Origin of the sequence: Arthrobacter sp. NPDC080031 (assembly GCF_040702485.1) — a bacterium.
Classification (GTDB): Bacteria; Actinomycetota; Actinomycetes; order Actinomycetales; family Micrococcaceae; genus Arthrobacter.
This window is the reverse complement of sequence record NZ_JBFBLA010000019.1, coordinates 82,421-95,419: the sequence shown is the minus strand read 5'-3', so window position 1 is coordinate 95,419 and position 12,999 is coordinate 82,421. Positions and strand designations below refer to the sequence as shown.

The 12,999-nt window shown below is 64.1% G+C and carries 11 protein-coding genes; 8 read left to right on the top strand and 3 right to left on the bottom strand.

Annotated features, from left to right (window positions below):
• The first annotated feature begins 64 nt into the window (after positions 1–64).
• The gene (locus tag AB0323_RS16405; protein WP_366178260.1) at positions 65–889 is read left to right on the top strand and encodes a MurR/RpiR family transcriptional regulator; all 825 of its coding nucleotides are present in this window, start codon (positions 65–67) and stop codon (positions 887–889) included.
• A 140-nt stretch (positions 890–1,029) separates the two neighbouring features.
• Complete coding sequence (locus AB0323_RS16400; protein WP_366178259.1) at positions 1,030–2,607, top strand: NCS1 family nucleobase:cation symporter-1; 1,578 nt, start codon at positions 1,030–1,032, stop codon at positions 2,605–2,607.
• 89 nt (positions 2,608–2,696) lie between these two features.
• Here the strand turns inward: AB0323_RS16400 and AB0323_RS16395 are convergent, their stop codons facing one another.
• Complete coding sequence (locus AB0323_RS16395) at positions 2,697–3,452, bottom strand: IclR family transcriptional regulator (RefSeq protein WP_184741615.1); 756 nt, start codon at positions 3,450–3,452, stop codon at positions 2,697–2,699.
• A gap of 210 nt (positions 3,453–3,662) precedes the next feature.
• Between AB0323_RS16395 and AB0323_RS16390 the strand changes: the two genes are divergently transcribed.
• From AB0323_RS16390 to AB0323_RS16365, 6 genes are all read left to right on the top strand, one after another.
• The gene (locus tag AB0323_RS16390) at positions 3,663–5,087 is read left to right on the top strand and encodes an NAD-dependent malic enzyme (RefSeq protein WP_366178258.1); all 1,425 of its coding nucleotides are present in this window, start codon (positions 3,663–3,665) and stop codon (positions 5,085–5,087) included.
• A 14-nt stretch (positions 5,088–5,101) separates the two neighbouring features.
• Positions 5,102–6,697 (top strand): malate synthase A, encoded by a 1,596-nt coding sequence (gene aceB, locus AB0323_RS16385; protein WP_366178257.1) that lies wholly within the window; start codon positions 5,102–5,104, stop codon positions 6,695–6,697.
• A gap of 2 nt (positions 6,698–6,699) precedes the next feature.
• A complete protein-coding gene (locus AB0323_RS16380; protein ID WP_366178256.1) occupies positions 6,700–7,980 on the top strand; it encodes an aldolase in 1,281 nt (426 codons plus the stop codon).
• Between the two features lie 10 nt (positions 7,981–7,990).
• Complete coding sequence (locus AB0323_RS16375; protein ID WP_364539497.1) at positions 7,991–8,803, top strand: bifunctional allantoicase/(S)-ureidoglycine aminohydrolase; 813 nt, start codon at positions 7,991–7,993, stop codon at positions 8,801–8,803.
• A 200-nt stretch (positions 8,804–9,003) separates the two neighbouring features.
• Positions 9,004–10,212 carry a serine hydrolase domain-containing protein gene (locus tag AB0323_RS16370; RefSeq protein WP_366178255.1) on the top strand — a complete coding sequence of 403 codons (1,209 nt, stop codon included), beginning with the start codon at positions 9,004–9,006 and terminating at the stop codon, positions 10,210–10,212.
• 29 nt (positions 10,213–10,241) lie between these two features.
• Positions 10,242–11,639 (top strand): ATP-binding protein, encoded by a 1,398-nt coding sequence (locus AB0323_RS16365; RefSeq protein WP_366178254.1) that lies wholly within the window; start codon positions 10,242–10,244, stop codon positions 11,637–11,639.
• Between the two features lie 74 nt (positions 11,640–11,713).
• Here the strand turns inward: AB0323_RS16365 and AB0323_RS16360 are convergent, their stop codons facing one another.
• Together AB0323_RS16360 and AB0323_RS16355 are read right to left on the bottom strand one after the other, a co-directional pair.
• Positions 11,714–11,953 (bottom strand): hypothetical protein, encoded by a 240-nt coding sequence (locus AB0323_RS16360; protein ID WP_364539505.1) that lies wholly within the window; start codon positions 11,951–11,953, stop codon positions 11,714–11,716.
• 54 nt (positions 11,954–12,007) lie between these two features.
• Positions 12,008–12,868 (bottom strand): SGNH/GDSL hydrolase family protein, encoded by an 861-nt coding sequence (locus AB0323_RS16355; RefSeq protein WP_366178253.1) that lies wholly within the window; start codon positions 12,866–12,868, stop codon positions 12,008–12,010.
• Positions 12,869–12,999 lie beyond the last annotated feature (131 nt).

Sequence of the window (12,999 nt, the reverse complement as noted above, 5' to 3'; positions counted from 1 at the left end):
CGGGCAGCACCTGCCAGTTCGCGTTGCATACGTTTTTGCCACGTCCGCGTGAGACGGTTGTTTCATGAGGATCGATGAGCGGATCGAACAACACTATTCGGAACTTGGGCCGCAGGAGCAAAAGGCCGCAGACACCCTGCTGGACCGCCTCGGCGACTTGGCTGTCTACAACGCGGCCGAGCTCGCACAGCTCAGCGGGGTCTCCAAAGCCACCATGAGCAGGCTCTTTCGCCGCCTCGGATTCGCCGATTTCAATGAGGTGAAGGAACACACCCGGAACATGAGATCCAGCGGAGTGCCGCTCGCCAAACAGGAGGCCGACGGCGGAATCCCCCTGCATTTGGCAACGGAACAGCAGAGCCTGAACCGGCTTTTCGAAACGCTCGACGACGATCGCCTCCACAGGGTGACGCAGCAATTGGCCGAGGCCGGCAAGGTCTTGCTGATCGGCTTCCGCAACAGTTTCCCTGTAGCCCTTCACCTACGGCAGCAGCTCCTGCAGTGCCGTCCCTCGGTAAGCCTCGCCCCACAGCCGGGCCAAAGCGTGGGCGAGGAACTGGCAGGGCTGGACGCGAACGACGTCGTGGTCCTGATCGGCTTCCGGCGCCGGCCGGACGGCTTCCACCAGGTCCTGAAGGCCGCCACCGCCACAGGCGCGAGCACCATCCTGATCGCGGACCCGAGCGCCCGTTGGCTTGCGGCGGAGGCCTCCGTTTGGATCGAGTGCCCTGTGGAGGGCAGCGCCGCCTTTGACAGCTATGCCTCAGCCATGAGCCTCATGAGCGTCCTCGCGAACGGCGTGCTGACCGCCCGGGGGCGCCCGGGAAGGGACCGTGTCAGGGAAATAACCGGCGTCTACGACTCTCTGGGGGAGATCGAGCGGCGGTAGGCGGCCGCGGCCCGAACCCGGCGTCGAGCAAGCGTAAAGAAGAGTTAGCGGCCCGGAAACGGCGTTGAAACATCTGTTCCATTCAATTGAATCAGTGAAACGACTGCCCCTGTCGTGGATAACCCTGATTCGAGGAACCGATGGCCGAAGCACAACTCGCCCCAGAGAAAACCGGCACAGAGAAAACCGGCACCCTGCTGGGCAGCCCGATTGACGAAGCCGCAGTACACCGCGATCCGCGGCTCAGCAACGAAGACCTGGCGCCCCTGAAGAACCAGCGCTGGAGCAGCTACAACCTGTTCGCCTTCTGGATGTCAGACGTCCACAGCATCGGCGGCTATGTGACGGCGGGCAGCCTCTTCGCCCTCGGCCTGGCCAGCTGGCAAGTGTTGGTCGCCCTGCTGGTGGGCATCGTTATCGTCCAGGTTTTCTGCAACCTCGTGGCGAAGCCCAGCCAAAAGACCGGCGTACCGTACCCGGTGATCAACCGCGCGGTCTTCGGCGTCAAGGGCGCCAACATTCCAGCTATCATCCGCGGCCTGATCGCCGTCGCCTGGTACGGAGTTCAAACCTTCCTGGCCTCCGAAGCCTTGGTGATCGTGTTCCTGAAGTTCTTCCCCGCCATGAAACCGTTGTACGACGTGCATCAATACGGCTTCCTCGGCCTCTCTGCCCTGGGTTGGATTTGCTACGGAATCCTCTGGGTGGCCCAGGCCGCATTGTTCTGGAACGGAATGGAAAGCATCCGCAAGTTCATCGACTTCGCCGGTCCAGCCGTGTACGTGGTCATGTTGGTCCTGGCCATCTACTTGGTTTCCAAGGCCGGCATCAGCAACATCAGCCTGAACCTGTCCGCCGGCCAACCACTCGACTTCGCTGCGTCCATCCCGGTCATGATCTCCGCAATCGCCTTGGTAGTGTCCTACTTCTCGGGTCCCATGCTCAACTTCGGCGACTTCGCGCGCTACGGCAAGAGCTTCAAGGCCGTCAAGAAGGGTAATCTCCTGGGCCTGCCGGTCAACTTCCTATTCTTCTCGCTGCTGACCGTCATCACGGCGTCGGCTACCATCCCGGTGTTCGGGCACCTCATCACGGACCCGGTCAAGACCGTCCAGGAAATCGATTCGGTGTTCGCCGTGCTGCTCGGCGGACTGACCTTTGTCATCGCAACCGTGGGCATCAACATCGTGGCCAACTTCATCTCGCCGGCGTTCGACTTCTCCAACGTGAGCCCCCAGAAGATCAGCTGGCGCATGGGCGGCATGATCGCCGCGGGCGGATCCGTCATCCTGACCCCCTGGAACTGGTACTCGAACGACGACGCCATCCACTACACGCTTGGCGTACTGGGTGCGCTGATCGGCCCGCTCTTCGGCATCCTGATCGCCGGCTACTACCTGGTGGGCAAGCAGAAGGTGTGGGTTGAGGACATGTACACGATGAAGCCCAACGGCAAATACTGGTTCCGCAACGGCTACAACCCCAACGCGGTGAAAGCAGTGGCCATCAGCGGCGTCGTCTCCATCGCTTCTGTACTGATCCCCAAGGCGCTCCTGGACTCAGGAGCCACCACGGTCAACGCAACCTGGATCGGCAACTACAGCTGGTTCCTCGGTTGCGCCCTGGGCCTGCTGACCTTCTGGTACTTCGAAAAGCGCTCGCCCATGATCAACCTGGAGCCGAACGGCGTCGAAGCGAACGACGGCGCCCTCGTCTAAGGGACTATCCTCCCGCCGAGCTGGCAGTTGTTGCCCCTAAACCGCAGGAAAAGGGGCAACAGCTGCCAGTTCGCGCGAGAAAGCGGGCGCTAGTTCTGGTTCAGCTCGGCCGAGATCGCGAGGGCAGCCTCGCGCAGCAAGGGTACGGCGCGGTCGGCGAAGTGCTGGTCCACGCGGGACACCGGTCCGGAAACGGAAATAGCGGTCGGCGTCGGAGCGTTGGGTACGGCCATCGCGAAGCAACGGACGCCGATCTCCTGCTCTTCCTCGTCGATGGAGTAGCCGCGTTCCCGGATCCGGTTCAAATCGGCGAGGAGGGACTCGATGTCCCCGATGCTCTTTGCCGTGGGAGTCGGCATGCCCGTGCGGGCCACGATCCCGCGGACCACCTCGTCATCCAACTGGGCCAGGATGGCCTTCCCGACGCCGGTGTCGTGGGTATGGGCGCGGCGGCCCACCTCGGTGAACATGCGCATGGAGTGCAGCGACGGCACCTGGGCAACGTAGATGACCATGTCCGAATCCAGGACAGCCATGTTGGACGTTTCGCCAAGCCGGTCCACGAGGGACTTCAGCTGGGGACGGGCCAAAGCACCGAGTTGCTTGTTGGCGCCTTCGCCAAGCCGGATGAGCCGGGGGCCCAGCGCGTAGCGACGATTGGGCAGTTGCCGGATGTAGCCGAGGGACACCAAGGTGCGCAGCAGGCGGTGGATGGTGGGGAGCGGCAGGTCTGTCGACGACGACAGTTCGCTCAACGTGACGTCTCCGCCGGCGTCGGTGATGAGTTCCAGCAGTTCGAAGACGCGCTCGACGGACTGCACGCCTCCCGAGGGCTTTTCAGCCATTCCGTTGTCTCCTATGGCTCGGAATCCGACAACTCTTATCCGCATCGTGAAAAGAATTGCTTAGAACACTCAAGATACAGCACGCGACGCCGGATTGCTTGCCCACCAACTAGGGCTTGTGTTTCCACTTTGTAGATAATAATATCCATAATACGAAAACATTCGGTTTGAGCGGAGGCCCACTACGGGCCTGTACGAGGAGGAAATTCAATGGCGAACCCGAGCCCCGGAAATTCGATCACCCTGCGCGTCGCCGCGCCGTCGAGCTTCACAGCCACGAGCGAGCTGGCCGCAGCAGCCGCCGCCGCCGGTGCGGCCGTCACCGCACTGGATGTGACCGAGTCGCACCACGACACCCTGGTTGTCGACGTCACCTGCAACACCACGGACGAAGACCACGCCAACCGCGTCAAGGACGCCCTCAACGCGCTCGACGGCGTCACGGTCCAGCACGTGTCGGACCGCACGTTCCTCATGCACCTGGGCGGCAAGCTCGAGGTCGTACCGAAGGTGGCCCTGCGCAACCGCGACGACCTTTCGCGCGCCTACACTCCCGGCGTCGCACGCGTCTGCCTCGCCATCGCCGAGGACCCCGCCGCCGCCCGCAACCTGACAGTCAAGCGCAACACGATCGCCGTCCTCACTGACGGTTCGGCCGTCCTTGGCCTGGGCAACATCGGCCCGGCCGCAGCCCTGCCTGTCATGGAAGGCAAGGCCGCGCTGTTCAAGCAGTTCGCTAACGTCGACGCCTGGCCAGTCTGCCTGGACACCCAGGACACCGAGGAAATCATCATGATCGCCAAGGCCATGGCTCCGGTCTACGGCGGCATCAACCTTGAAGACATCGCAGCCCCGCGCTGCTTCGAAATCGAGAAGCGGCTCCGCGACGAGCTGGACATCCCCGTCTTCCATGACGACCAGCACGGAACGGCGATCGTCACGCTCGCGGCGCTCGTCAACGCGCTGCGTGTCGTGGACAAGAAGCTGTCCGAGGTCAAGATCGTGGTCTCCGGCGTGGGCGCCGCGGGCTCGGCGATCATCCAGCTCCTCAAGGCCCAGGGCGCCCAGCACATCGTCGCGGCCGGCCGCTCCGGCGCCATCCACTCGGGCGAAAAGTACGACGACGAGCACCGCTCCTGGATTGCCGCGAACACCAACGAGGCCGGCTTCTCGGGCACGCTGCACGAAGCCCTCGACGGTGCGGACGTGTTCATCGGCGTCAGCGCTCCTCACGTAATCGGCGAAGAGCAGGTCGCTTCGATGGCCGAGGACGCGATCGTGTTCGCCATGGCCAACCCCACCCCGGAAATCGACCCGGTGATTGCGTCCAAGCACGCAGCCGTGGTCGCCACCGGCCGGAGCGACTTCCCCAACCAGATCAACAACGTGCTTGCCTTCCCGGGCTTCTTCCGCGGATTGCTCGACGCCGGAGCATCGGACATCATCCCGGAAATGCTCGTGGCCGCCGCGGAGGCTATCGCCAACCGGGTTGCAGATGATGAACTGAATGCGAGCTACATTATCCCCAGCGTCTTCGACCCCCACGTTGCCGCCGACGTCGCCGCAGCCGTTGCAAACGCAGCAAACGCCGCAAACGCGCGGCAGCAGCAAACGCAGTCCGCTAGCGCTCTCTAGGAAAGGACCATCCCATGGCTCTCACAGTCACAGACCCCCGGCCGATCGAACGAGCCGAGGAGATCCTGACTCCCAAGGCGTTGGCCTTCGTGGAGGAACTGCACCGCCGTTTCGCGGGCACCCGCACCGAGCTGCTGGCGGCGCGCGTCGCCAAGCGTGAAGAAGTGGCCCGCACCGGACGCTTGGATTTCCTGCCCGAAACGCAGCACATCCGCGTCGGCGACTGGAAAGTTGCCGAAGCACCGCAGGCGTTGCAGGACCGCCGGGTCGAGATGACCGGCCCGGCTTCCCCGGCCAAGATGGCCATCAATGCCTTGAACTCCGGCGCCAAGGTATGGCTCGCGGACCTCGAGGATGCCAGCACCCCGACGTGGGCGAACGTCATCGACGCCATCCTCAACCTCCGCGACGCCGCCCAGGGCACCCTGAGCTACACCTCCCCCGAGGGCAAGGAATACCGGCTCCGCACGGACGCGCCGCTCGCCGTCGTCGTCGCCCGCCCCCGCGGCTGGCACATGGACGAACGGCACTTGCTGCTCGACGGCGAACCCACAGTGGGCGCGCTGGTGGACTTCGGCCTGCACTTCTTCCACGTGGCCAAGCAGCTCCTGCTCAATGGCCACGGCCCGTACTACTACCTGCCCAAGATGGAAAGCCACCTTGAGGCCCGCCTGTGGAACGACATCTTCGTCTTCGCCCAGGACTACCTCGGGATCCCGCAGGGCAGCGTGCGTGCCACCATGCTGATCGAAACCATCCCGGCCGCATTCGAAATGGACGAGTTCCTCTACGAACTGCGGGACCACGCTTCCGGCCTGAACGCCGGCCGTTGGGACTACCTCTTCAGCATCGTCAAGTACTTCCGCGACGCCGGCGAGTCCTTCATCCTGCCGGACCGCGCGTCGGTGGTCATGACTGCTCCATTCATGCGCGCCTACACCGAGCTGCTGGTCAAGACCTGCCACAAGCGCGGCGCATTCGCCATGGGCGGCATGGCTGCCGTCATCCCGAACCGCCGCGAGCCCGAAGTCACAGCGCAGGCCTTCGAGAAGGTGCGCGCGGACAAGACGCGCGAGGCCAACGACGGTTTCGATGGTTCCTGGGTGGCCCACCCGGACCTCGTCTCCACATGCCGCGAAGTGTTCGACTCGGTCCTGGGCGACAAGCCGAACCAGCTGGACAAGCAGCGTCCGGAGGTCTCCGTGACCGCCGATCAGCTGTTGGACATTTCCTCCGCCGGTGGCCAGGTGACCGAGTCCGGGCTTCGCCTGAACCTCTACGTCGCCGTCGCGTACACTGCCGTATGGCTCTCCGGCAGCGGCGCCGTCGCGATCCACAACCTCATGGAAGACGCCGCGACGGCGGAAATCTCCCGTTCACAGGTGTGGCAGCAGATCCGCAACAAGTCCGTCCTGGCGGACACGGGCAACACCGTCACCCGTGAACTGGTGACCAAGATCCTCGGCGAAGAGACCGAGCGCCTGCGCAGCGAGGTTGACGCCGAGTCCTTCGAGAAGTTCTACGAGCCGGCGAGCCGCCTCATCGCGGACATCTGTCTGTCCGAGGATTACACGGACTTCCTGACCACTCCCGCCTACGAGCTGGTGTAGGAATGGCCGCATCCTCTTTCCCGTCTTCCCTGACTCCGTCGGATTTCGCCGCCATCGATTCCCAGCTGGCGGCCACCGACCAGCTCCTGGAGCGCAACTACCCCGGTGACGACGGCACCCGCCAGCCCGTGCACACGGTGTACGTCCCGGCGGACCGTTTCACGCCGTCGCTCTCCGCGGAATGGGGCGCCCAGGCGAGCACGACGGCGGAGGCCCACGGCGGTCTCGAAAGGCTCGGTTCGTTGCTGGGCCAGGAGCCCGAACTGGCTGCCGCCGTCGCCACCCGCGTGGCTGCCAAACTGCGCAGCGAACCGATCGAGGACTTGCGCCTCGACTTCGAGGACGGCTACGGCGACCGGGGCGACGAAGCAGAAGACGTCGCCGCCGTAGCGGCCGCGCAGGCCGTCAGCGAAGCCGTTGCCGCGGGTTCCGCCCCGCCGTTCATCGGCATCCGGTTCAAGTGCTTCGAGGCGCCCACCCGGGCACGTGGCCTGAAGACCCTGGACCTGTTCGTCTCCACGTTGGCCTCGGCCGGGGAGCTGCCCGAGGGCCTCATCCTGACCCTGCCGAAAGTCACGACGGTGGCCCAGGTACAGGCCATGGACTTCGCGGTCTCGAGGCTCGAAGAGATCCACTCGCTTCCGGCGGGCCGGCTCCGTTTCGAGGTCCAAGTGGAAACGCCCCAGCTGATCCTCGGCCCGGAGGGAACTTCCCCCGTGGCCCGGCTCCCGCACGCAGTCCCGGGCCGGATCAGCGCATTGCACTACGGCACCTACGACTACTCCGCTTCGCTGCAGATCTCCGCGGAGTACCAGTCCATGGAGCACCCGGTGGCGGATTTCGCGAAGGAAGTCATGCAGTTGGCCGTTGCGGGCACGGGCATCCGGCTCTCCGATGGCTCCACCAACATCGTCCCGGTGGGCGACAACGTGGAAAATGCGTGGAAGCTGCACGGCCGGCTGGTCCGCCGTTCCCTTGAACGCGGCTACTACCAGGGCTGGGACCTGCACGCTGCCCAGTTGCCCAGCCGGTTCGCGGCAACGTACGCCTTCTACCGTGACGGCCTGCCTGCTGCCGCGGCGCGCCTCCGCAACTACGTGGACCGCACCGAAGGCGGCGTCATGGACGAACCCGCCACTGCCCGCGCCCTCGCGGCCTTCGTCCTGCGCGGCGTCCAGTGCGGAGCGGTGGGTTCCGAAGAAGTGCTGGCGCTTGCCGGCGTCGAACTCTCCCGGCTGACTGCACTGGCGCATCCCCGGCTGGCACAATCCACCTCCAAGTAAGGATCCAATGATGGGAAAGTACTACTACCCCCAGGGCGGGCTGCCGCCGCAGACCCACCTCACCACGGAACGGGCCATTGTCACGGAGGCCTACACCGTGATCCCCAAGGGCGTCATGACCGACATCGTGACCAGCACCCTGCCGGGTTTCTCCAACACCCGTTCCTGGATCCTGGCCCGCCCGATTTCCGGATTCGCCACCACGTTCTCCCAGTTGATCGTTGAGATCGGCCCGGGAGGCGGGGCTCCCAAGGCCGAGTTCGAGGCAGGCGTCGAAGGCGTCATCTTCGTCACCAAGGGCAAGGTCAACCTGACTCTCGACGGCGAACTGCACGAGCTCGAGGAGGGCGGTTATGCCTACCTGGCCGCCGGTGCATCGTGGGGCCTGGAAAACGTCTCCGACGACATCGTCTCCTTCCAATGGATCCGCAAGGCCTACGAACGGCTTGAGGGTTACGAGGCAAAGTCCTTCGTCACGAGTGATGCCGAGGTGGAACCCACCGCGATGCCGGACACCAACGGCGCCTGGAAGACCACCCGTTTCACGGATTCCAGCGACCTGGCCCACGACATGCAGGTGAACATTGTGACGTTCCAGCCGGGCGGGGTCATCCCGTTCCCGGAGACCCACGTCATGGAGCACGGCCTCTACGTGCTTGAGGGCAAAGCCATGTACCTGCTCAACAATGACTGGGTGGAAGTGGAAGCCGGCGACTTCATGTGGCTCCGCGCCTTCTGCCCGCAGGCCTGCTACGCCGGCGGCCCGGGCCAGTTCCGTTACTTGCTGTACAAGGACATGAACCGGCAGATCAAACTGACCTAGGGTCTCCCTCCCGGCTACCCCAACTGACTCGCAGTTAATGTCGTTATGAGCGCTCATAACGACAACTACTGCGAGTCAGTTGGGTTTGGGCCGCACCCGCGGTCTCAACGTTGACCCCCTCGCTTCCGAAGAGGACGATCGAAACTACGGGGGCAACGGCGCCCAGCCGTTGTCCTGCAGCGTAGCTTCAGGAGGCAGCCATGGAGGCTGCGCGGGCCTCTCATACTTCCCGCATATCCCGGGCGGGATTCCGGGTGGCCGTCGTCCTGGCTTTGACCTTGGCGTCCGGCGCTTGCACCTACCCCCTGACAAGTGAACCCCTGGCGGGTACCCCGACGTCCGATGCGCAAACTGCACATCCTGAATCCCCTGTTGCGGATTTCTTCGCGCATGAGATGCTCAACCGGGGCGCACCGGCCGTGGTCGTCCAGATCAAAGTCCGGGGCCGGGAATGGTCCCAGGCCTACGGCAGCCAGGACGTCGAGACCGGCGAACCAGTAGCCGTGACGGACCGGATCCAGGCCGGCGGCATCACGCAGTCGATGGTGGCAGTCTCGGTGCTCAAGCTTGTCCAGGAAGGAAAGCTGGGCCTGGAGGATCCCGTCACGGAGTACTTCCCGGAATTCGAGCAGCTCGTCCACCCGCCCGGTCCCGTTACGATCCGCTCCTTGTTGAACCACAGCTCCGGCCTGCCCGACGCACCGGAAGCCATCTTGAAGGCCATGCCGCCCAAACAGGCCATCGACACCAGGTTCAGCATCCAGGACTATCTCCGGATGGCCGGAACCGTGCCGTGGGCACACGCCAACTTCCAGCTGTTCCGCTTCTCGGATGCCAACTACTTCGCCTTGGCAGCCATCGTACAAAAACTCCGCGGACAGCCGATCGGGGACGTCCTGAATTCAGAGATCTTCGTGCCGCTCGGAATGAGCCACACCTCGCTGTCTGCCGAGCCGGAACGGGATGCGCGCGACATGATCCAGAGTTATGAATTCATCGACGGCGAGCGCATCAATGCCTCGCAGCCGGAGTACCTGGTCGGTTCCCCCGCCGAGGGAGTCATCTCCACGGTGGGCGATATCAACACGTTCTATGCAGCGCTCATGCAGGGCCGGCTGCTCACGGCGAATACCCTCCGCGACATGCAAACCCTATGGCAGGAGAACCACGGCCTCGGGCTGCAGCGTTGGAATGACGAATGCACGAACGGCTTCTACTACGGCTACGGCGGCAGCACCTGGTTTGCGAGCATCGCGTTGTCCACGAGCGACGGGAGCCGCCAGATAGCCATGAGCTTCGCGTATCCCTCCGACACGGACAAACACATTGAATCGACGGACGGCAGCGGCCAGCCGGAGTTCGAGCAGCTCCGGCAGGTGGCCATCGCGACCATGAACGGGCTCTGCTGAATCGGAGCCCCTCCTGCTAGGGTCTGTGCATGGATGAAAAATTGGGGAAATTCATCGAAGACTTCGCAACACTGACTCGGCTGGCCCAGTCCGGATTGGACCATGCCGATAACCGCGAGCAGCTTCCACAGGCGTTGACCGGGCACCTCGGCGTACCCGCACATGAACTATCCGTCGTGGCGGAGGAGATTCCGCCGCACCGCTTGGTGGATGTGGACATCGTGATGGAAGGGCTGGCTGGCCGCGACCCGGACTGGCGACTGGTAGGAATCGGCGGCGGCGATCAGCGCCACCACATGTCCTTCAGCGACATGTTGCAGCAATCCAGTGGCTACCCGCAACTTCCCCTCGCCCAGGCCGACTACACCAACCTCGCCACCGGTCCGGACAAACAGCGCCAGGCCGTTGCACTGGGGCTCTGGCTGTTCAGCTACGCCGGATCACCCGTAGCGGTCCTCCAGCGCGGTGCCAAGGCGGATCGAGGCCGGCAAAATGCCTCGCTCGAAGTCCTGGCCACCCACCCCGCCGTCGCTTCGGAGCTCCTGGGCGAGGTGCGGCGCGACATGGAGCACCAAAGTGTTTTCAAAGGCCAGATCATTGCCCTCGCAGTCAGCGATTATGGGCCGAGCATCAGTGGGGTGACCTTCATCAGGCGCCCGGAACTCGCCAGCAGCGACGTGGTCCTTCCGGATGGCCTCCTCGACAAAGTGGAGGGCCACACTCTGGGCATTGCCCGGCAAGCGGACATCTTGGCTACGCACGGACAGCATCTCAAGCGCGGCCTCCTTCTCTACGGACCGCCGGGGACCGGCAAGACACACACGGTACGGTATCTGCTGAGCCGAAGCGAGGGTACGACGGCGGTGCTCCTCTCAGGCGGTTCGCTCGCCAGGATTGCCGAGGCAGCCAAGATCGCCCGGGCCTTGGCGCCGTCCATCGTGGTGCTGGAAGATTGCGATCTGATCGCCGAAGACCGCAGCTTCGGCCACGGTCCCAAACCGTTGCTCTTCGAGGTGCTGGACGCCATGGACGGGTTGGACAACGACGCCGACGTCGCGTTCGTGCTGACCACCAACCGCGTGGACCTTTTGGAGCGGGCGCTCTCCCAGCGGCCAGGACGAGTGGACCTGGCGGTGGAAATCCCACTTCCGTCCAAGCAAGAGCGGGTGGAACTTTTGCGGCTGTATTCGAACGGACTCGCGTTCTCCCCATCGTCGATCGAAGCCGCCGCAGACCGGACAGCCGGCACCACGGCGTCGTTCGCGAAGGAGCTGATCCGACGCTCGGTGGTCGCGGCAGCGCTGGCGGGCGACACTCCCGGCGATTCGCACCTCGGCACCGCGGTGGGACAGCTCATGGCCGACGGTGAGGCCCTGACCCGCAGCCTGCTCGGAAGCAACGGCCATCGGCCCATCGAAGCGGAGTAACCATGTTGTCCATCGGCGGCAACCGCTTCTGCGTGGTGGACGCGACAACACCATAGGCCTGCGCTATTCGCCGCCTAGGCATCCGTGGATTCTTGTTCTTGGTCCGCGGGCGTCCACGTGAGCTTGACTGTGGCTCCGTCGTTATTCTCGTCGATCCTCATGCGCAGTTCCTCACCATAGAGGAACTCGTGTTCAAAATGCCGTCCGTCAATGCGAGCCGCATCAAGGAGCTTCGTCATCGCCGTTGCCATCGCCCGGCCCCAGTCATGCGGATTCTTGCTGGACGCTTGTTCAAGGGCTGAATAGCTGACCATAAGTCAATTGTTCTCCGGCGCGCGAACTTCTGCCAGCTTCAGCCTTCGATCGGCTCAGCCTTCCGTTGGCGCGGTCGGATCCGGCTGCAGGCGAAGTCCCGCCGCGGCCATGTCCGCCGCCAGTACACCGCTGAGCTTGGCGTGCCCGGCAGCATTCAGGTGAACGCCGTCCACCAGGTCCCCGGCGACCTGATATTTGCTGATCCAGTCCCCGACGCTGAAGAAGGGAGCCCCGGCCTTGGCTGCAATATTGCCCAGCAGCGCGTCAACCTGGGTACGGCGACCCCCGCCCGCGTTGGCACCCCTGGCAAGAGTTCCGATGATCACGATCTTCGCCAGCGGGTACCTCTTTTTGAGCGCGGCGAGGAGCCTGTTGGCATTGGCCGTGATCTGCTCATCGCTGGCGTTATGGGAGGCATCGTTGCCTCCGCCTTCGACAACGATCAGCGGCGGCGACCCATAAGGCAGGATCCAGTCTCCCCGTTGCAGCGCATCGATGTAGTTGCCGCTCTTGCTCGTCGCGGCCACGTATCCCGTACCGCCCCGGGCCACGGAGTACACCTTGTAACCGAGCGAGCCCAAAGCCTCCCGCGGCCATGAGCCCATTGGCTCCGACTGGGAGTCTCCAATGAGGACGGCCGTGCGCCGGATGTCCGCGAGGATGATTTCGTTCCGGTTGTTGCTTGGGTTCTTGTACAAGGACCCCACGGGAAGCTTTGCCGGATCCGGCCCGGAATCGGGTTTCTTGGGACCTTGGCCCGCAGCCGCCGGACTCCCCGAGGGTGCAACGGGTGCCACCGTCTGCCGGCCACTGGATGGGTCGCCCGGTTCAGCGGGCGCCTGTGAACAGCCTGCCAAGAGCACTCCGGCGGCGATCACGGATGCGGCGGAGCGGAGTACGCGAGATTTGTGCATCGACCTGTCCCGGGCTTGCTTTCTGCTCGTTTAAGCGTTGTCTGGGCAACTTTGCATTGCTCATAGACGGGTGACGGGACGATCCGGCAGCCTGCCTACGTCGGAGTCTATTGGATCGGGACGCGGAAGGT

Coding starts and splice junctions, on each gene's coding strand:
- AB0323_RS16375 (WP_364539497.1), top strand. CDS start 7,991: ATGGGAAAGTACTACTACCCCCAGGGCGGGCTGCCGCCGCAGACCCAC.
- AB0323_RS16395 (WP_184741615.1), bottom strand. CDS start 3,452: ATGGCTGAAAAGCCCTCGGGAGGCGTGCAGTCCGTCGAGCGCGTCTTC.
- AB0323_RS16360 (WP_364539505.1), bottom strand. CDS start 11,953: ATGGTCAGCTATTCAGCCCTTGAACAAGCGTCCAGCAAGAATCCGCAT.
- AB0323_RS16355 (WP_366178253.1), bottom strand. CDS start 12,868: ATGCACAAATCTCGCGTACTCCGCTCCGCCGCATCCGTGATCGCCGCC.
- AB0323_RS16370 (WP_366178255.1), top strand. CDS start 9,004: ATGGAGGCTGCGCGGGCCTCTCATACTTCCCGCATATCCCGGGCGGGA.
- AB0323_RS16365 (WP_366178254.1), top strand. CDS start 10,242: ATGGATGAAAAATTGGGGAAATTCATCGAAGACTTCGCAACACTGACT.
- aceB (WP_366178257.1), top strand. CDS start 5,102: ATGGCTCTCACAGTCACAGACCCCCGGCCGATCGAACGAGCCGAGGAG.
- AB0323_RS16380 (WP_366178256.1), top strand. CDS start 6,700: ATGGCCGCATCCTCTTTCCCGTCTTCCCTGACTCCGTCGGATTTCGCC.
- AB0323_RS16390 (WP_366178258.1), top strand. CDS start 3,663: ATGGCGAACCCGAGCCCCGGAAATTCGATCACCCTGCGCGTCGCCGCG.
- AB0323_RS16405 (WP_366178260.1), top strand. CDS start 65: ATGAGGATCGATGAGCGGATCGAACAACACTATTCGGAACTTGGGCCG.
- AB0323_RS16400 (WP_366178259.1), top strand. CDS start 1,030: ATGGCCGAAGCACAACTCGCCCCAGAGAAAACCGGCACAGAGAAAACC.